Origin of the sequence: Clavibacter californiensis, from assembly GCF_021952865.1 — a bacterium.
GTDB lineage: Bacteria > Actinomycetota > Actinomycetes > Actinomycetales > Microbacteriaceae > Clavibacter > Clavibacter californiensis.
On sequence record NZ_CP040792.1, the window covers coordinates 2,491,192 to 2,510,270 of the forward strand.

Sequence of the window (19,079 nt, forward strand, 5' to 3'; positions counted from 1 at the left end):
GACTGTGTCGGCGCGCGCGGCGCGGCGGCGTCATCCCTCGGCCTCGGGCTCGGCGTCCGCCGGGAGGGCGGCGACCTCCCAGACGCCGGGCGCCGCGAGGAACGGGTGCGTCGCGGGATCCGGCGTCTCGGGGACGGTGCGCGGGACGTCGTGCCAGCGCAGCTCGGCGAGCTCCTGGCCGACGGGCACGGCGTAGACGACGCACTCCAGGTGCTCCTCGGCGGCGTGGCCGTCGTCCGGCCGGAGGACGGGCATCTCGTACGGGCACTCCGCGGACGCGCTGACGCCGCCGACCTGACGCTGGATGATGTCGACCTCGGTGCCGTCGGCGAGGAAGGGGCGGAGCACCGGACCGTTCGCGGGGCCGCGCTCGCCCTCGAGCCAGCGCGTCTGGACGAACGCGAAGAACGGGATCCGGTCGGCGAAGCGCGCGCCGTCCTCGTAGCCGGACCAGTAGGCGGGCCGGCCCTCGGCGACGCCCAGCACGGAGGTGGCGACGACGGGACCCGCGGCGCCGTCCGCATCCGCGCTCGCGAGGGCGACGACCTCGCCCGCCGCGACGCGCTGGTCCGGGACCGCGGTGGGCGCCTCGGCCGGCAGGGCGACGGCGTCGAACGGCGGTGCCGGAGGGCTGTCGGGGGCGGAGGCGCAGCCGGCGAGGAGCAGGGACGCGGCGAGCGCGGATCCGGTCGCCGTGAGCGCGCGGCGGCCGCGAGGTCGACGGCGGGGACGGGCGGCGCTGGCGGTGGTGCGGATGCTCATGGTCTCCCCGGGTCTCGACCCGAGAGTGGCAGCGCGTCCCGACGGCGGCAACTCGGGGGCGCGCGGGCGGGGGCGGGGCCGGGCGGATGCGAGGATCGCTGTCACACACCGTGCACGCCCGCGCTCCCCGGAGGACCCGCGGCCGTCGACCGGGACGCCCTCAGAGGAGACCCATGGACCAGCCCACCGTCCGCTCCGTAGTGCCCGCCCGGACGCGCGACGACCTCGCCGCCCTGGGGCCGAGCGTGGCGGCGCTCGCGGGCGGATCCGGCATCTTCGCCGAGCCGCACCCGCATCTCACCGGTCTCGTCGACCTGCACGCGCTCGGCTGGGAGTCGCTCGCGGTCACGGACGACGGGCTCGAGATCGCCGCGACGTGCACGATCGCGGAGGTCGCCGGGATCCCGCCGCGGGACGGCTGGGCGGCGCACCCGCTGTTCCTGCAGGCGTGCACGGCCCTGTTCGGGTCGACGAAGATCTGGCGGGTCGCGACCGTAGGGGGGAACATCTGCTCGGCGCTGCCCGCGGGGCCGATGACGGCGCTCGCGTCCGCCCTCGACGCCGAGGCGCTCATCTGGCGGGCCGCGACGCCCGACGACCCCGCCCGCGACGAGCGGATGCAGGTGGCGGAGCTCGTGACCGGCGACCGGACCACCGCGCTCCGCCCGGGCGACGTGCTCCGCTCGATCCACGTGCCGGCGGCCTCGCTGCGCGCCCGGACGGCGTTCCGCAAGATCGCGCTGTCGCCCATCGGCCGGTCCGGGTCCGTGGTGATCGGCCGGCTCGACGAGGGCGGCGCGTTCACGCTCACCGTGACCGGCGCGACGCTCCGGCCCGAGCTGCTGCGCTACCCCGCGCTCCCCGCGTCCGACGCGCTCGCCGACGACGTGCGGGCGATCGGATCCTGGTTCACCGACGCGCACGGAGCCGCCGACTGGCGCCGGGCCGTGAGCGCGCTGCTGGCGGAGGAGATCCGCGCCGAGCTGGCGGGCGACGACACGGGCTCCGGCGACGGGCCGGCTTCCGGTGAGCGCGGCACGCCGCCCGGCGCCGCCGCCACGACGACGGCAGGAGCACGCTCGTGAGCATGACCGTGGACGGCCGCGAGATCCCCGGAGAGCCGGCGCCCGGCCAGAGCCTGCGCACGTGGCTGCGCGCGCACGAGGTGTTCAGCGTGAAGAAGGGCTGCGACTCCGGCGACTGCGGGGCGTGCTCCGTGCTCCTCGACGACGAGGCCGTGCACTCGTGCATCCTGCCGGCGTTCCGGGCCGAGGGCCGCGAGGTCACGACCGCGGCGGGGCTCGGGACCCCGGGCGACCTGCATCCGGTGCAGGAGCGGTTCGTGGAGGCGGCCGGGTTCCAGTGCGGGTTCTGCACGCCCGGCATGGTCGTGACGGCGGCGTCGCTCGGCGCTGGCGACCTCGACGACCTGCCGCGCCTGATGAAGAGCAGCCTCTGCCGGTGCACGGGGTACCGGGCGATCGACGAGGCGATCCGCGGGGAGCACGGCGGCGCGGACCACGCGCACGCCGAGGGCTGCGGCGGCGGGCGGCCGGAGGGGCTCGGGCCGGTGCGGGCGACGGGATCCGCTCCCGCCGCCGGGTCCGCCGCGACGGCCGACGACGCCCGCGCCGCCGAGCGCGCCCAGACCGGCCGCGTCGGCACGTCGCTGCACGCGCCCGCGAGCGAGCGCGTCGTCAGCGGCCTCGAGCCGTACACGCTCGACGTGGCGATCCCCGGCCTGCTGCACGCGAGCCTGGTGCGGAGCCCGCACCCGCACGCGCGCATCCGCTCCATCGACACGACGGAGGCGCTCGCGCTGCCGGGCGTGCACGCCGTGCTCACCCACCACGACTCCCCCGCCACGCTCTACTCGTCCGCCCGGCACGAGGACCGCTTCGACGATCCCGACGACAGCCGCGTGTTCGACGACGTCGTGCGCTTCCGCGGGCAGCGCGTGGCCGCGGTGATCGCCGACGACATCGGGATCGCGGAGGCGGCCGTGCGCCTGGTGCGGGTCGACTACGAGGTGCTGCCCGCCGTCTTCGACCCCGAGGACGCGAGGCGGCCGGGCGCTCCCCTGGTGCACGGCGACAAGGATCCCGCCGTCTCGCGCCTCGCCGACCCGCAGCGCAACGTCGTCGCGGAGATGCACGGCGAGCACGGCGACGTGGCGGCCGGCCTCGCGCGCGCCGACGAGGTCGTGACGGGCACGTGGTCCACGCACCGCGTCGCGCACACGCACCTCGAGACGCACGCGACCGTCGGCTGGATGGAGGAGGGCCGCCTCGTCCTCCGCACCAGCTCGCAGGTGCCGTTCCTCGTGCAGCGCGAGATCTGCCGGCTGTTCGAGCTCTCGCCGGATCAGGTGCGCGTCTTCACGGCGCGCGTCGGCGGCGGGTTCGGCGGCAAGCAGGAGATCCTCACCGAGGACGTCGTCACGCTCGCCGTGCTCGCCACCGGCCGCCCGGTGCAGCTGGAGTTCACCCGGTCGGACGAGTTCACGCTCTCCCCCGCGCGGCATCCGATGCGCGTGGGCGTGACGGTCGGCGCGACGGCCGACGGCGTGCTCACGGCGCTCGCCGTCGACGTGCTCTCCGACACGGGCGCGTACGGCAACCACGGGCCCGGCGTCATGTTCCACGGCTGCAACGAGTCGGTCGCGCTGTACCGCTCGCCCGCCAAGCGAGTGGACGCGCAGAGCGTCTACACGAACAACCTGCCGTCGGGCGCGTTCCGCGGCTACGGCCTCGGGCAGGTGATCTTCGCGATCGAGTCCGCGCTCGACGAGCTGGCGCGGAAGCTCGGCATCTCGGGCTTCGAGATCCGGCGACGGAACGCGGTCGTGCCGGGCGACCCGCTGATCATCACGCACGCCGAAGGCCCCGACCTCGGCTTCGGCGGGAGCTACGGCCTCGACCAGTGCCTCGACCTCGCCGAGCAGGCGCTGCGCGACGGCGGCGGGGATCCGGTGCCGGAGGGCGACCGCTGGCTGGTGGGCGAGGGCATGGCCGCCGCGATGATCGCCACGATGCCGCCCCGCGGGCACTTCGCCGACGTGACCGTGGCTATGGCCGCGGACGGGGTCGTGACGGTGTCCGTCGGCACGGCCGAGTTCGGCAACGGGACGACCACGGTGCACGCGCAGCTCGCCGCGACGGCGCTGGGGACGACGCCCGACCGGATCCGCATCCGCCAGTCCGACACCGACGTCACCCGCTACGACACGGGTGCGTTCGGCTCCGCGGGCACGGTCGTCGCGGGCAAGGCCGTGCACGGGGCCGCGACCGCGCTCGCCGGCATGCTGCGGGAGGCGGCCGCCGCGCGCGCGGGGATCGCCGCCGACGCGTTCGCGCTCACGCCGGACGCGCTGGTCGCCGACGGCGTCGCTGTGCCCATCGCCGAGCTGGTCGGGCCCGACGGCCTGTCCGCGGCGGCGCACGAGGACGGCGCGCTGCGCTCGCTCGCGTTCAACGTGCACGCCTTCCGGGTGGCCGTGGATCCCGCGACGGGCGAGGTCCGCATCCTCCGCTCCGTGCAGGCCGTCGACGCCGGGACGGTCCTCAACCCGGCGCAGCTGCGGGGCCAGGTGGAGGGAGGGACCGCGCAGGCGATCGGCACGGCCATGTTCGAGGAGGTCGTGCACGACGGCGAGGGGCGGATCCTCACGGACGTGCTGCGGAACTACCACATCCCCCAGCTGGCCGACCTGCCCGTCACCGAGGTGCTCTTCGCCGCCACGCACGACGACAACGGGCCGCACGGCGCGAAGTCCATGAGCGAGGCGCCCTACAACCCGGTCGCGCCCGCGCTCGCCAACGCGGTGCGCGACGCGATCGGGATCCGCCCGCACGACCTGCCCATGTCGCGCGACCGCGTGTGGCGGCTCCTCCACGGCGGCGGCCCGCAGCCGCGGTTCGACAGCCCGACGACGCTCGGGGAGCGCGGGACGCGGGAGTAGCCGGGGACGTCGGTCGCGGCGATCAGCGCGTGGCGGCGGCCCGGCGCCGACGCGCGAGCACGACCGCGCGCCCGACGACCCCGACCAGCAGCACGCCGACCCCCACGGCGATGGACGCGCCCGGCAGCGTCGCCACGAGCACCAGGCAGCCCACGACGCCGAGCACCTGCAGCGCCCGCGGGTACCGGCGGTCGGCGCGCTCCTGCGTGAAGGCCGCCGCGTTCGCGACCACGTAGTACAGCAGCACGCCGAAGGACGAGAAGCCGACGACGCCACGGAGGTCCACCGTGAGGACCAGCGCGACGACGACGACGGCCACCGCGATCTCGGCCCGCTGCGGCACCCGGTACCGCGGGTGCACGACGGCGAGCGCGCGCGGCAGGTCGCCCTCGCGCGCCATCGCGAGCGACGTGCGCCCGATGCCCGCGAGCAGCGCCAGCAGCGCGCCGAGGCACGCGGCCGCCGCGCCCACGCCCACCACCGGCACCGCCCACGCCCAGCCCGCGTCGCGCATGACGTCGGCGAGCGGCGCGGTGGATCCGCCGAGCCGCGCCTCCCCGAGCACCCCGAGCAGCGTCACGGCCACGAGCGCGTAGACGACGAGCGCGCCACCGAGCGCGAGGAGGATCGCGCGCGGGATGGTGCGGGCCGGATCCCGCACCTCCTCCCCCATGGTCGCGATGCGCGCGTAGCCCGCGAAGGCGAAGAACAGCAGCCCGGCCGACTGGAGGACGCCGTAGGGCGTCGTGTCGACGACTCCCGCGATCGGGCCGGCGGCCGCGGTCGGCCCGCCTGCGACGAGGCCCGCCACGAGCACGAGGGCGATCACCGCGAGGACCACCGTGATGATCACGCGGGCGAGCCGGGCCGTGCGGGTCACGCCGAGGCAGCCGACCACCGCGAGGGCGACGACGGCGAGCGCGGCGACGGGCCGCTGCCACGCCGCGGGCACCGCGTACGCGGCGAACGTGAGGGCCATGGCGGCGCAGCTCGCGGTCTTGCCGATGACGAACGACCAGCCCGCGAGGAAGCCCGGCCACTCCCCGAGCCGCTCGCGGCCGTAGAGGTAGGAGCCGCCGGACGACGGGTAGCGGGCCGCGAGCTGCGCGGACGCCGTCGCGTTGCAGAACGCGACGACCGCCGCGATCGCGAGGCCGACCAGGAGGCCGCCGCCGGCCGCGCGGGCGGCGGACGGCATGACCGCGAATATCCCGGCGCCGATCATCGCTCCGAGACCGAGGACGGTGGCGTCGAGCAGGCCCAGGCGGCGGGCGAGGCCGGGCTGGGCGGGGGCGGCGGACGCGGCGGCGGTCATGCGCTCTCCTTGTGGATCGGTCCCGTGGTCGTCGTCAGCGGCGCGCCCGCGGTGCCGGCGCGCGCCGCGAGCACCTCCGCGAGGATCGACACCGCCGTCTCCTCGGGCGTCGACGCGCCGATGTCGAGGCCGATGGGTGAGCGCAGCCGCGCGAGCTCGGCCGCCGTCACGCCCTCCTCCACGAGCAGCGCCCTCCGGCGCGCGTCGGTGGCGCGGGATCCCATGGCGCCGACGAACGCGACCGGCAGACGCAGCGCGGCGACGAGCAGCGGCACGTCGAAGCGGTCGTCGTGGGTGAGCACGCAGATCACGGTGCGGCCGTCGACATCGGTGCGTGCGAGGTACTCGTCGGGCCACTCGGCGACGACCTCGTGCGCCGACGGGAAGCGCGCGCGGGTCGCGAAGGCCGGACGTGCGTCGCACACCGTGACCCGGTAGCCGAGGAGCGCGGCCGCGTCGGCGAGGGCCGCGGAGAAGTCGACGGCGCCGAAGACGATCAGGCGAGGTGGCGGCGCGGCCACGAGGTGCAGGACGCGCAGCGGCCCGTCGGCGCAGTCGACCTCCGTCGTGCCCGAGCGGCCGGCGGCGAGGCGGGCGGCGAGCTCGGCGCGGATCCGGCGGGCGGGGTCGGCGCCCACGGCCGCGTCCACCGCGGCGTCGGGGGCGCTCGTGATCCACGCGCCGACGGCCGGGCCGTCCAGCACGAGCGCGAGCGACGCGGCACGGCCGGCGCGCGCATCTTCCAGCGCGGCGCGCACCACGGCCGGGATCGGCGACCGCGCGTCGCCCGCCGGGGCGACCGCGACGACGACCACGCCGATCCGCCCGCCGCAGGTGAGCCCCACCTGGAACGCGTCATCGTCGCTGACCCCGAAGGACGTGAGCGCGGGCACCCCGTCGTCGAGCACGCCGTGGGCCACCTCGACGACGGCTCCCTCGACGCAGCCGCCGGAGACGGATCCGATGACGCGGCCCCGGTCGTCGACGGCCATCGCCGTGCCCGCCGTGCGCGGGGCGCTGCCGAGCACGTCCGTGACGCACGCGACGGCGAGGCGACGGCCGTCGGCGAGGGCGTCGAGCACCTCCGCGGCGATCTCGAGCACGGCACCTCCGGGACGGGAGCGCCGACGGGCGGGCGCTGAGCGGGACGGGGAGGGCGGCGACCGGATGGATCGGGATGGTACCGCCCGCGTCAAGCCTCGCACGGCCCCTGCGTAGGGTGGGACGCGGATGCCGGGGGGATCCTCCCTCAGGCGACGCGCGCGCATCCGCCGCGCTCGAGGAGGCCGCATGACTCCGACCGCACCCGACAGCCCGCAGCCGCTGTTCCGGCGGATCCGCCGCGCGTGGGCCGACGCGCCCGCGGTCGTGCAGGTGCTCACCGTCGCGGTGATCTACTTCGGCTTCCTGACCCTCATCGACTTCGCCGGGTGGAACGATGTCGGCTTCGCGCTGCTCCTCCGTGCCGGCCTCGCGCTCGTGTTCGGCGTGCTGATGATCGGATCGCGGCGCATCCGGGGCCGACGCTGGGCCCGCACCCCCAGCTGGGTCGAGGTGTCTGAGGCCGCCGAGGACAGGGAGCTCCCGGCGGGCGCGGACCTCGGCGCCTGGGTCGCGGCGCTGGAGCGCCGCCGCTCGGAGATCCGGCAGGAGGCGTGGCTCGTGCCGATCGGGCTGGTCGTCGTCGTGGCCCTGACGTTCCTCAACGGGGCGAGCGGTGACCGGGCCGTCGCCGGACTGGTGTTCCTGGCGGTCTTCGTGACCTGGGGGATGTCGAACATCGTCTCGCGCGGTCGCCGCCGTGACGGGGTGGACGCCCTCCTCATCTCGCTGCAAGAGCAGGTGCGCGCGGACGACGTCCGACGCACCGAGTGGGCGCCGCCCGCCCCCGACGACCGGATTCCCCCGGCTGCTGGATGATGTGCAGAGCGCGCGACGACCGGCCGTGCGACCGATCCGGGGAGCGAGCATGACGCCGACGAACGGCACCGCGCCTTCGACGCACGGCCGATGGCGGCGCGCCCGCCGCTGGCTCGCCGAGGCGCCCGCGGCGGTCCCTGCGATGGGCGTCGCACTGGCGTGGTCAGGGATCCTGATCTACTCGCGGGTCGGGCTCGGCCATGAGGCGGACGTCGACCGGATCGTGGCGACGCTCACGGTCGGCGTGGTCGTCGGGCTGATCCTCACGTTCGCCATCTCCCGCCGGCGCCGCGGCACCCCGTCCCGGATGCGCTGGATCGACGTCTCCGAGGCGATCGACGACGGGCGGCTCCCCGCGGACGCCGACGCCGACTCGTGGCGGTTCTCGCTGCTCCGCCGCCGCGAGGTCCGCGAAGCGCTCGGAGGACCGTGGGCGGTGCTGATCGCGGCGGTCGCGCTCGTCGGCACGGTCGCCGTGGGCGTGCTCGGCGGGCCGCCCCTCGCCTGGACCCTGCCCGCGGTGGTCGCCGTCGCCGTGGCGGGCATGGCCGTCACCAGGCGCCGACGGATCGCGCAGATCGACGCGCTCCTGCAGCCGCTGCTCGACGCGGATGCGCCGGAGAGCATCGACCGGGCCGACAGCGTGGGGCGCACGGACGACGCCGGACCCGACCCGGCCCCCACCGCGGGACCGGCCGGGCGGCCCCCGACCTGACGACGCCGAGAAGGGTCACCGCTTCCTGAGCGCCGCCGCGCCTCGCGGCGTGTCGGAGCGCGCGTCCCGTCCCGCGGTCGACGATCGACCGGGCTCCCGATCCCGCGCGATGCTACGGCGCGCCGTCGCAGGATCCGGCCCTCCGCGTGATGCCCTCGGGCTCCCGCCGTCCAGCACCGCCGCGCACCAGCCGAGCGAACGGATCCCCTCGCATGAGCGAACCCCGGACCACCGACCACCCCGCATCGCCCACGACGGACTCCCGCCGCGCCGTCCACCGCGGCCACGTCCTCCACATCACGGGGTCCCCGCGCGTCCAGGACGCCCGCCGCCACCTCGTCTCCGTGCCCGACGGCGCGCTCGCGGTCGACGACGACGGCCGCATCGCCTGGGTCGGCCCGTTCCGCGAGCTGCCCGCCGCCTTCGGGGACGCGCCCGTGCACGGCGACGCCTCCGACTTCCTGATCCCCGGCTTCGTCGACGCGCACGTGCACTTCCCCCAGACGTACACGACGAGCGCCCACGGCGGCGGCCAGCTCCTCGAGTGGCTCGACTCGTGCGTGTTCCCGTCCGAGGCGCGACTCGCGGACGAGGGCTTCGCGCGCATGATCGCCGCGGACTTCACGCGCCGCCGCATCATGGCGGGTACGACGAGCGCGCTCGTGTTCGGATCCGCGTTCCCGCACGCCCAGGACGCCCTGTTCGAGGCCTCCCGCGACGCGGGGCTCCGGCTGGTGAGCGGCCGCGGGATCCAGACGGTCGGCTCCGGCCCCGCGACCCCGCTCCTCACCTCGGAGGAGGACGCGATCGCGCTCTCCTGCGCCGAGATCGACCGCTGGCACGCCGTCGACACGGGCGACGCGACGACGGCGACGCTCCAGGTCGCGATCGTGCCGCGGTTCAGCCTGTCGGTGACGCCCACGACGCTGCGCGGACTCGGCGAGCTGTACGACGTGGCGCGCGGCGAGGGCGTCCACTTCCACTCGCACCTCAACGAGAACGACCGGCCGGGCACGGGCGAGATCGCCGCCGTCCGCGAGGTCTTCGGCACCGACACCTACCTCGACACCTACGACGGGCTCTTCCTGCCCGGATCGGAGCGCGGCGGATCCAGCCTCCTCGGCCGCCGCAGCGTGTTCGCCCACGCGGTGCACTGCCAGGACTCCGAGCTCGCGCGCCTCGCCGAGACGGGCAGCAGCATCGCGCACTGCCCGACGTCGCAGCAGTTCCTCGGGAGCGGCACCATGCCGTGGCGGCGCACGGTGGCGTCGGGCGTGAACGTGGCGATCGGATCCGACGTGGGCGCCGGCGACGAGTGGCTCATCTCCCGCGTGCTCAACGACGCGTTCAAGGTGCACCTCTCCGAGCCGGGTGAGGCGGGCGTGGAGATCGACGCCGCCGAGCTCCTCTTCACCGGCACGCTCGCCGGCGCCCGCGCCCTCGACATGGAGGAGCGCTACGGCAACCTCGACGTGGGCAAGGACGCCGACTTCCTGACGATCACACCGGACCGCTGGGAGCCTCTCGCCCTCACGCTCGCCCACGGGATCCGCGCGGACGACGACGCGCGCGCCACCGACCAGATCCTGTTCACCCTGCTGATGGGGCTGCGCGAGCCGGCCATCGCGGGCGTGCACGTGCAGGGGCGGCGGGTGTCGGCGGGTTGACGTGGACGGCCCTTCAGTCGGTCCGGTGGTCCCGCTCGCGCCCCTCCAGCAGTCGCAGCCGCACGCGGTGCGCCACGACGACGAGGGCGAGCCACGCGAGCGCCAGCAGCCATCCGGCGATCACGTCGGTGAGCCAGTGGTGGCCGAGGTAGACGCGGCTGAGGCTCACGGAGGCGGCGAACGCGATGGTGATCACGTAGGTGAGCACGCGCGTCGCCCGCCGCATCTGCCGGAGCACCAGCAGGTACGCGACGATCGCGGCGACGACGCTCGCGTTGAGGGTGTGGCCGGACGGGAACGACGGCGACGTCTCGTAGGGCGGCACGGCGTCGGCGCGCGGCGGGCGGTCGCGGCCGACGAGCTCCTTGCCGACCTCCGTCATGAGCAGGGATCCGGCGCCCGCGGTGAGCCCGAGGACGACCGGCACCCACTGGCGCCGATGGATCGCGATGGCGACGATCACCGCGACGCCCACGATCGGCACGGCGTAGACGCCCGCGGCCTCGGTGAAGACGGTGACGGCGGTGTCGAGCGACGGCGAGCGGACGTCCATGGCCAGGTGCATCGCGGGCTCGTCGAGGAGCGCGACGCTGTCGTCGTCGACGACCGCGACGTAGAGGCGCGCGAACAGGCTCGACGCGGCGGTGATGACGAGGAGGCCCAGGATCAGGAACGCGGCGAAGGTCCCGGTCGGGCCGACGCGGGTGGCGACGCCCGTCGCCGCCCGGGCGGCGCGGCCGGGAGGGCGGGTGCGATCGGGGCGGCGGCGCGGCGGCAGGCGGTCGCGGGTGGAGGAGGCGATCCCGTCGGGCATCGGGCGGTCGGACGCGGTCGCTGATCCGCCTGCGGGCGCGGCGGCGCGACGGTCGTGCACGGGGTCGCGCCGGGTCAGCCGTGGACCAGGGCGGAGGACGGCACGCGGTCGCGACGGCGGACGGCGGACGCGATGAGGCCGGCCGTGCCCGCGATGAGCCCGATGACGAACGTCGCGACGGCGCCGATGACGCCCATGAGCACGATCCCGAAGGCGCCGGCGCCCACGTCGGGCTGCCCGACGACGTCCCGCGTCGCCCACGCGGCGAGCACGGCCAGACCCAGGGCGAGGACGAGCGCGACGATGGTGGTCCCGACGAGGTACCAGCCCCAGCCGGCGCCGCGGGCCTTCGCCACGGCGAGGACGACGCCGGCGAGGATCACGAGCACCGGCACGCCGAGCGTCAGGGTGAGGGCGAGCGCGAACGCGGTGTCGGGATCCATGGATCGAGCGTAGGCCGCGCGGCCGGGCGCTGCGAGGGCGCGACGAGCGCGGAGGGCGCGCTCCTAGCATGGGCGGATGGCGGGATCACGTGGCGCGGACGACGACGGGCGGGCGGCCCTCCGGATCGCGGGCGTCGTGCTGGCCGCCGGCGCGGGCACCCGGTTCGGCGGCCCCAAGGCGCTCGCGACGCATCCCGACGGCACGCCGTGGCTCGCGACCGCGGTCCGCGCGCTGGCCGACGCCGGCTGCTCCCCCGTGCTCGTGGTGCTCGGCGCATCCGCCGACGAGGCCGCGGCGCTGCTCGGCACGCTCCCCGAGGCCGACCACGCCGTCGTCGTCCGCGCCGACGACTGGGCCGACGGCATGTCCGCCTCCCTGCGCGCGGCTCTCCGGGCCGCCGCGGCCGTGGATCCGCCGCCCGTCGCCCTGGCCGTCGTGCCGGTCGACGTGCCCGACCTCGACGCGGCCACGATGCGCCGCGTGGTCGACAGGGCACCGGTGGATCCGTCGACCCTCCGCCAGGCCGTCTTCCGCGGCCGGCCCGGGCACCCGGCGCTGATCGGCCGCGACCATTGGGCGACGCTCGCCGCCGCCGTGCGGGGTGATGCGGGCGCGCGCGCCTACCTGGCCGCGCACGGCGCGCTCCCCGTGGAGGCCGCCGACGTGAGCTCGGGAGAGGACGTCGACCGGTGTCCCTGACGCGGCGACGGGATGCGCCTCAGCGCGCGATCGCCTCCTCGAGCGCGTGCCAGGCGAGCAGCGCGCACGTGCCGCGGAGCGGGTAGCGGCCGGAGTCGGCGAGGGCGAGCGCGTCGCCGAGCCGGTCCTCCGCGCCGGGCCGGAGCTCGTGGGAGCGGATCAGCGCGCGCAGCTCGACGACGAGGGCCTGTGCCTCCGCGGCCGTCCGGCCCTCCACCAGCTCGGCGAGCATGGACGCCGACGCCTGGGAGACCGTGCAGCCGCGGCCGTGCCAGCGGACGGCGATGCGCTCGGCGGGATCCACGACCGCAGCCGCGTCGACGGCCGTGCGCGCGGGATCCCCCGCGAGCACGCGCAGGTCGACCACGTCGCCGCAGGTCGCGTTCCGCTGCTCGGAGGTCCCGAGCACGACGCCGACCGCGGGCGTCGCCGCGTCGGGCTCCGCGACGAACCGCCCGGGCGCCGACGCGGCCCGCAGCGCAGCATCGCTGCCGACGCGCCGCCGGGCGTGGTCTGCGATGAGCGCCGACGCGATCTGCCGGTCCAGCGTCATCGCCCGACCGCGTACCCCTGCGCCCCGCGCGGGTTGGCCGCCGCTCCCAGCAGGCCGGTGGCGGGATCCCGCGTCACGGCCGAGAGCCGCCCCAGCGTCCAGTCGCCGACGACCTCCACCTCGTGCCCGCGGGCCCGCAGGTCGGCGATCACGTCGTCACCGATGCGACCCTCGACCACGAGGCCGCCGGGCGTCCAGGTCCGCGGCCAGAAGGATCCGGGGACGCTCGTCGTGTGGAACGTCGGCGCATCGACCGCCTGCTGCGGCGAGAAGCCGCCGACGATCGTGCGCAGCAGGTACGGCAGCTGCCACTGGTCCTGCTGGTCGCCGCCGGGCGAGCCGAGCGCCTCCACGGGCTCGCCGTCGCGCGTGATCAGCGTCGGTGTCAGCGTCGTGCGCGGCCGGCGCCCGGGCACGAGCGACGACGGGCCGCCGGGCTCGAGCCACGTCATCTGCAGGCGCGTGCCGAGGCAGAAGCCGAGCGACGGGATGAACGGCGACGACTGGAGCCAGCCGCCGGAGGGCGTGGCGGAGATCATGTTGCCCCACCGGTCGACGATGTCGAGGTGGCAGGTGTCGCCGCGGGTCTCGCCCGCGCGGGAGATCGTGGGCTCCCCCGTGCCGCCGGCGGACGCGGGCGCGTCGCCCTCGACCATGAGCGGCGGGTGGAAGGGTTCGACGCCGTCGACGCGCCCGGGGCGCAGCTCGTGCGACGCATCATCGGCGATGAGCGCGCGCCGCTCGGCCGCGTACTCCGCGCTGAGCAGCACGTCGAGGGGCGCGCCGCCCGGCACGGCGTCGCCGTAGTACGCCTCGCGGTCGGCCAGCGCGAGCTTCTGCGCCTCGATGATGCGGTGGATCCCCGCGGGCGTCGCCGGGTCGATCTCGTCGTCCGTGAACCCGTCGAGGATCATCAGCGCCTGCAGCAGCGCCGGGCCCTGGCCCCACGCGTCGGTCTTCCAGATGCGCGAGCCGCGGAACCCGATCGACACCGCGTCCTCCCACGACGCGCGCGAGGAGGCGAGGTCCTCTGCGGTGATGAGGCCCGCGTGGTCGGCACCCGTGGAGTGCCGGTGCGGATCCTGCACGCTCGCGACCATCTCCTCGGCCACGAAGCCCTCGGCCCAGACGGTGCGGGCGGCCTCGATGCGCTGCGACCGCGTCGCCTCGGATCCGGCTGCGGTCGACGCCTCGGCGAGGATCCGGTCCATCGCCGCCGCCCACGCCGGGTTCCGCACGAGCGACCCCGCACCAGGCGCCTCCCCGTCCGGCATCCAGAACGCGGCCGACGTGGACCAGTGGTCGCGGAACAGGTCGCCCACGCCCGCGATGGTGCGGCGCACGCTCTCGAGCACGGGATGCCCGTCGCGCGCGTACCCGATCGCGAAGGCCCAGACGTCGGCCAGCTCCCACGTGCCGTGGTCGCGCAGCAGCAGCAGCCAGGCGTCGACGGCGGCGGGCACGGCCGCGGCGAGCGCGCCGGCGCCGGGCACGCGGTCGAGGCCCTCCGCCCGGAAGCGCTCCGGGGTCGCGGCGGCGGGAGCGGATCCCTGGCCCATGAGCAGCTTCGGCGCGGGATCCCCCGCGACGTGCACGACGGCCGTCATGTCGCCGCCCGGCCCGTTGAGGTGCGGCTCGACCACGTGCAGCACGAACGCCGCGGCCACAGCTGCGTCGAACGCGTTCCCGCCGCGCTCCAGCACGGCCTGCCCGGTGCCGGACGCGAGCCAGTGGGTCGAGGCGCTCATGCCGAACGTGCCGCGGAGCGTGGGTCGGGTGGTGAATGCGTCGGGCGCGCGGAACGTCACGAAGGGGTCCTTCCGGTGGGGATACCAGTCGACCACACCGATCGCGTGTCGCGGGAATGCGCTCGACCTCCCGGCCGTTCACCGTTCGACCCGGGAGGCCCATGACTGACACCACTGGCGTCGGATTCCGATCCGAGCGCGGACCCATCCTCATCGCCCTGATGCTGACGACGGGTCTCGTCGCCATCGACTCGACCATCCTCGCCACCGCCGTGCCGTCCATCGTGGACGACCTCGGCGGCTTCGCCTCGTTCCCCTGGCTGTTCTCCATCTACCTGCTCGCGCAGGCGGTCTCGGTGCCGCTCTACGCGAAGCTCAGCGACACCGTGGGGCGGAAGCCGATCATCCTCATCGGCATCGGCCTCTTCCTCGTGGGATCCGTGCTGTGCGGGTTCGCGTGGAGCATGCCCGCGCTCATCGCGGCCCGCGCGATCCAGGGCCTCGGCGCGGGCGCGGTGGCGCCCATGGCGATCACGATCGCGGGCGACATCTACACGGTCGCCGAGCGCGCCAAGACGCAGGGGTACCTCGCGAGCGTGTGGGCCGTCTCCAGCGTCGTCGGCCCGACGCTCGGCGGCGTGTTCTCCGAGTTCACGACCTGGCGCTGGATCTTCTTCGTCAACGTGCCGCTGTGCCTCCTCGCCGGCTGGATGGTCGTCCGCCGCTTCCACGAGTCCATCGAGCGCACGAGGCACCGCGTCGACTACGCCGGCGCCGCGCTCCTCACGGTGAGCCTCAGCCTCCTGATCCTCGCGGTGCTCGAGGGCGGCCAGGCGTGGGCGTGGGACTCGGTGCCGAGCATCGGCGCGTTCGCGGTCGGCGCCGTGCTGATCGTCGCGTTCCTGCTGGTCGAGCGTCGCGCCGCCGAGCCCGTGCTGCCGCTCTGGGTGTTCTCGCGGCGCCTGCTGCTCACGACCACGCTGGTCTCGCTCGGCGTCGGAGCGATCCTCATCGGCCTCACCTCCTACGTGCCCACCTACCTCGAGGGGTCGCTGCGCGTGACTCCGCTCGTCTCCGGCCTCGCGCTCGCGGCGCTCACGATCGGCTGGCCGATCTCGGCGTCGCTCTCCGGCCGCCTGTACCTCCGCATCGGGTTCCGCCGCACGGTGCTCATCGGCATGGCGCTCACGATCGTCGGCACCGGATCCATCGCGGCGCTCGCCGGCACGCCCACGCTCGCCGGCATCGCGGCCGGCTGCTTCGTGGTGGGCCTCGGGCTGGGCCTCGTCGCGACGCCCAGCCTCATCGGCGCGCAGTCGAGCGTCGGCTGGGGCGAACGCGGCGTCGTCACGGGCGCGAACCTGTTCGCCCGCTCGATCGGCAGCGCCGTGGGCGTCGCCGTCTTCGGGGCGATCGCCAACGCGATCTTCGCGGCGTCGGCCGGAGGGCAGAAGGATCCGGACGCCGTGATCGCCGCGTCCGGCGCCGTCTTCCTGGCGGTCGGCGTGTGCGCCCTGGCCACCGTGGTCGCGGGCCTGCTCATGCCGGAGTCGCGCGTCGAGGACACGGAGATCGCCCGCGCGGAGCCCGTCGTCGACTGAGCCGCCGCGCCGCGCGCGCGATTCGCGGGAATGCCGACCGCGCCCCTACAGTTGACCCGAATGCATACGTTCGCATGGATCAAGGAAGCAGGGCAGCATGGCGCAGGAGATCGAGCTCGGACTGGACACGTTCGGCGACGTCACGGTCGGACCGGACGGCCGTGAGCTGCCCTACGCCGAGGTGATCCGCAACGTCGTCGCCGAGGGCGTGCTGGCCGACCAGGTCGGCGTCGACTTCATCGGCCTCGGTGAGCACCACCGCGACGACTACGCGATCTCCTCCCCCGAGGTCGCGCTCGCCGCGATCGCCGCGAAGACGGACCGCATCCGCCTCGGATCCGCCGTCACGGTGTTGAGCTCCGACGACCCCGTGCGGGTCTTCCAGCGCTTCGCGACGCTCGACGCGATCTCGAACGGGCGCGCGGAGGTCATCCTCGGCCGCGGCTCGTTCACCGAGTCGTTCCCGCTGTTCGGCTACGAGCTGAGCGACTACGAGCGCCTCTTCGAGGAGAAGCTCGGCCTCTTCGCCGAGCTCGTCAAGGAGACGCCCGTCACCTGGAGCGGCTCGACGCGCGCCGGCCTCACCGAGCACGACGTGTTCCCGAAGACGGCGAACGGCATCACGACCTGGGTCGGCGTCGGCGGCAGCCCCGAGTCGGTCGTGCGCGCCGCGCGCCACGGGTTCCCGCTCATGCTCGCGATCATCGGCGGCGAGCCGCACCGCTTCGCGCCCTACGCCGACCTCTTCGCGCGCGCCCTCGACCAGCTCGAGCAGCCGCCGCTGCCCGTCGGGATCCACTCGCCCGGCTACGTCGGCGAGACCGACGCCGAGGCCCGCGAGGCGTTCTTCCCCGACTACCAGGTGATGCACGCCCGCATCGGCAAGGACCGCGGCTGGCCGCCGCTCGCCCGCGCCTCCTACGAGCAGGAGATCGAGCACGGCTCGCTGTACGTCGGATCCCCGGAGACCGTCGCCCGCAAGATCGCCGCGACGCTGAAGGCCGTGGGCGCCACGCGCTTCGACCTGAAGTACAGCGCGGGCCCGTTCTCGCACGAGCGGATGATGGGCGGGATCGAACGCTACGGCACGATCGTGGCGCCCATGGTCCGCGACATCCTGGCCTGATCCGCCCTCCCGGCACCCTCATCCGCCGTCACGGTGGAGGAGGTGCCCGTCGGCGGGATATCCTGCGATCGTCTCCACTCGGGGGGCGTCGCGACGGACAGGACGGGCTGCGATGACCGGCGCACCGCCCTTCGATGCCGAACCGGGTCGCGATGACGCCGAGGACCCGTCCGACGCGTTGGCCGTCCAGCCTGCAGCGGGCGCGCGGGTGCTCTCCGCCGGGCCGCTGGCGTCGCTCCGCTCGGCCACGATCGGGCGGCTCCAGTACCGCGTGCTCTATCGCGAGATGCGTCGCGCCACCTTCCCCCGCGACTCCCCCACCGGCTCGCTGCCCGGCCCGGATCCCTTCGGCCTCGCCGTCGTGGGCGAGGGCACCGCGGTCGGCTACCAGACGGTGTCGCACGACCTCGGCGTCGCCGGGCAGGTCGCGCACAAGCTCGCCGCCCGCACCGGCCGCGGCGTCTTCTGGTCCGTGCAGGCGTTCCCCGACTTCACCGTGCGCTCCTGGCGCGCGGGCCTCGACGCGTTCCCCGCGTGGGCGAGCACCGACGTGGCCGTCCTCGCCCTGGGCATCGGCGACGCCATCCGCTACACCCCGACGCCGCTCTGGGAGTCGCTGCTCGACGCCTGCATCACGGGCATGCAGGCGCGCATGCCCGAGGGCGCGCTGGTGCTCGTGACGGAGGTGCCGCCGCTCGAGATCTCGCCCGTCACGCCCCCGCTCATCGCCGGTCCCGTCGGACGCCACGTCGAGGCCCTGAACCGCAGCACGCGCCGGGTCGTCGCGCGGCACGACCGGGCCGACAGCGTTCCCTTCCCTGCCTGGCGGATCCCCGAGTTCATGGCGCCGAACCCGGAGGACACCCTCTACGGCCGGGTGTACCGGGCGTGGGCCGAGCTGCTGGTGGAGCGGATCGCGCCGTCGTGAGCGATCCCGCATCCCTCGCCGACGGCTACGCGGCCGCGGACATCCGCGCCGCCGAGGCGCCGCTGCTGGCGGCCGGGGCGCAGCTCATGCGCGTCGCGGCCGCCGGTCTCGCGCGCGCGTGCCGCGCTCTCGCGCCCGACGGTCCGGTGCTCGTGCTGGTCGGCGCCGGGAACAACGGCGGAGACGCGCTGATGGCCGCGGCCGAGCTCGCGCGCGAGGGTCGCGAGGTGGGCGTCATCCGGACAGCCGGGCGCATCCACGAGGCTGGCGCCGCACAGGCCATCGCGGCCGGCGTGCCCATCACCTCCGCGGACGAGCTGGACGACGCGACCCTCGCGGACATCGCGCGCTCGTCGGCGCTCGTCGTGGACGGGATCCTCGGCATCGGCACCACCTACAGCCCTGCTCTCCGCGGCGAGGGCCGCCGGGTCGTCGCCGCGTTGCTGCCCGTCGTGACCGCGGAGGGCGGTCCTGCCGTGATCGCGTGCGACATCCCCAGCGGCGTCGGCTGCGACGACGGCGCGGTGCCGGATCCGACCGTGCTGCCCGCCGACGTCACGGTCACGTTCGGAGCGGGAAAGGCCGGCCTGATGCAGGACCCCGGCCGTGCGCTCGCGGGCCGCGTGGAGCTGGTCGACGTCGGGCTCGACCTCTCGGATGCGACGCCGCTGGTGCGCGCCGCGCGCTGACGGCGCGCCCGGGCGGGCTCTTGTCCCCGATAGCGCCGACTTCACTCGACGCTCCCCCTGCGGAAGAGTCGAGGCAGGCCATCCGGCCCGTCGAAGGGGGACGACAACATGCACGGTCACGCCAGGGAGCACGGCAC

Annotated in this window: 17 protein-coding genes; 10 read left to right on the forward strand and 7 right to left on the reverse strand. The window is 75.4% G+C overall.

Features of this window, described 5'->3' with window-relative positions; translation table 11 throughout:
* Positions 1-30: 30 nt before the first annotated feature.
* Positions 31-762, reverse strand: coding sequence for a hypothetical protein (locus FGD68_RS12025; protein WP_237609483.1), 732 nt, complete (start codon positions 760-762; stop codon positions 31-33).
* A gap of 173 nt (positions 763-935) precedes the next feature.
* Between FGD68_RS12025 and FGD68_RS12030 the strand changes: the two genes are divergently transcribed.
* The gene (locus tag FGD68_RS12030) at positions 936-1,847 is read left to right on the forward strand and encodes an FAD binding domain-containing protein (RefSeq protein ID WP_237609484.1); all 912 of its coding nucleotides are present in this window, start codon (positions 936-938) and stop codon (positions 1,845-1,847) included.
* Complete coding sequence (locus FGD68_RS12035; RefSeq protein ID WP_237609485.1) at positions 1,844-4,723, forward strand: molybdopterin-dependent oxidoreductase; 2,880 nt, start codon at positions 1,844-1,846, stop codon at positions 4,721-4,723. The genes FGD68_RS12030 and FGD68_RS12035 overlap by 4 nt, the downstream gene beginning before the upstream one ends.
* 22 nt (positions 4,724-4,745) lie before the next feature.
* Here the strand turns inward: FGD68_RS12035 and FGD68_RS12040 are convergent, their stop codons facing one another.
* A complete protein-coding gene (locus FGD68_RS12040; protein ID WP_237609486.1) occupies positions 4,746-6,038 on the reverse strand; it encodes an APC family permease in 1,293 nt (430 codons plus the stop codon).
* Positions 6,035-7,141, reverse strand: coding sequence for an XdhC family protein (locus tag FGD68_RS12045; protein ID WP_237609487.1), 1,107 nt, complete (start codon positions 7,139-7,141; stop codon positions 6,035-6,037). The genes FGD68_RS12040 and FGD68_RS12045 overlap by 4 nt, the downstream gene beginning before the upstream one ends.
* A gap of 187 nt (positions 7,142-7,328) precedes the next feature.
* Here FGD68_RS12045 and FGD68_RS12050 point away from each other — a divergent pair, with 187 nt between their 5' ends.
* From FGD68_RS12050 to FGD68_RS12060, 3 genes are all read left to right on the forward strand, one after another.
* The gene (locus tag FGD68_RS12050) at positions 7,329-7,958 is read left to right on the forward strand and encodes a hypothetical protein (RefSeq protein WP_119373479.1); all 630 of its coding nucleotides are present in this window, start codon (positions 7,329-7,331) and stop codon (positions 7,956-7,958) included.
* A 49-nt stretch (positions 7,959-8,007) separates the two neighbouring features.
* Positions 8,008-8,673, forward strand: a complete 666-nt coding sequence (locus tag FGD68_RS12055) for a hypothetical protein (RefSeq protein WP_119373478.1) — start codon at positions 8,008-8,010, stop codon at positions 8,671-8,673.
* 212 nt (positions 8,674-8,885) lie between these two features.
* Positions 8,886-10,340, forward strand: coding sequence for an amidohydrolase family protein (locus FGD68_RS12060; RefSeq protein ID WP_119373477.1), 1,455 nt, complete (start codon positions 8,886-8,888; stop codon positions 10,338-10,340).
* A 13-nt stretch (positions 10,341-10,353) separates the two neighbouring features.
* On the opposite strand, the gene FGD68_RS12065 is transcribed toward FGD68_RS12060, so the two are convergent.
* Positions 10,354-11,154, reverse strand: a complete 801-nt coding sequence (locus FGD68_RS12065) for a phosphatase PAP2 family protein (protein ID WP_119373480.1) — start codon at positions 11,152-11,154, stop codon at positions 10,354-10,356.
* Between the two features lie 74 nt (positions 11,155-11,228).
* A complete protein-coding gene (locus FGD68_RS12070) occupies positions 11,229-11,597 on the reverse strand; it encodes a hypothetical protein (protein WP_119373960.1) in 369 nt (122 codons plus the stop codon).
* A 76-nt stretch (positions 11,598-11,673) separates the two neighbouring features.
* Here FGD68_RS12070 and FGD68_RS12075 point away from each other — a divergent pair, with 76 nt between their 5' ends.
* Positions 11,674-12,297 (forward strand): nucleotidyltransferase family protein, encoded by a 624-nt coding sequence (locus tag FGD68_RS12075; RefSeq protein ID WP_237609488.1) that lies wholly within the window; start codon positions 11,674-11,676, stop codon positions 12,295-12,297.
* Positions 12,298-12,316: 19 nt separating this feature from the next.
* On the opposite strand, the gene FGD68_RS12080 is transcribed toward FGD68_RS12075, so the two are convergent.
* Together FGD68_RS12080 and FGD68_RS12085 are read right to left on the reverse strand one after the other, a co-directional pair.
* Complete coding sequence (locus FGD68_RS12080) at positions 12,317-12,850, reverse strand: iron-sulfur cluster assembly scaffold protein (RefSeq protein WP_237609489.1); 534 nt, start codon at positions 12,848-12,850, stop codon at positions 12,317-12,319.
* Positions 12,847-14,658, reverse strand: coding sequence for a gamma-glutamyltransferase family protein (locus FGD68_RS12085; protein WP_394803866.1), 1,812 nt, complete (start codon positions 14,656-14,658; stop codon positions 12,847-12,849). The genes FGD68_RS12080 and FGD68_RS12085 overlap by 4 nt, the downstream gene beginning before the upstream one ends.
* 101 nt (positions 14,659-14,759) lie before the next feature.
* On the opposite strand from FGD68_RS12085, the gene FGD68_RS12090 reads away from it, so the two are divergent.
* The 4 genes from FGD68_RS12090 (at position 14,760) to FGD68_RS12105 (ending at position 18,942) form a co-directional block, all read left to right on the forward strand.
* Positions 14,760-16,199: an MDR family MFS transporter gene (locus tag FGD68_RS12090; RefSeq protein WP_119373525.1), complete on the forward strand. Its 1,440-nt coding sequence runs from the start codon at positions 14,760-14,762 to the stop codon at positions 16,197-16,199.
* Between the two features lie 97 nt (positions 16,200-16,296).
* Positions 16,297-17,325: an LLM class flavin-dependent oxidoreductase gene (locus FGD68_RS12095; protein ID WP_119373526.1), complete on the forward strand. Its 1,029-nt coding sequence runs from the start codon at positions 16,297-16,299 to the stop codon at positions 17,323-17,325.
* Between the two features lie 112 nt (positions 17,326-17,437).
* The gene (locus tag FGD68_RS12100) at positions 17,438-18,253 is read left to right on the forward strand and encodes an SGNH/GDSL hydrolase family protein (protein WP_104237408.1); all 816 of its coding nucleotides are present in this window, start codon (positions 17,438-17,440) and stop codon (positions 18,251-18,253) included.
* A complete protein-coding gene (locus tag FGD68_RS12105; RefSeq protein WP_237609490.1) occupies positions 18,250-18,942 on the forward strand; it encodes an NAD(P)H-hydrate epimerase in 693 nt (230 codons plus the stop codon). The genes FGD68_RS12100 and FGD68_RS12105 overlap by 4 nt, the downstream gene beginning before the upstream one ends.
* Positions 18,943-19,079 lie beyond the last annotated feature (137 nt).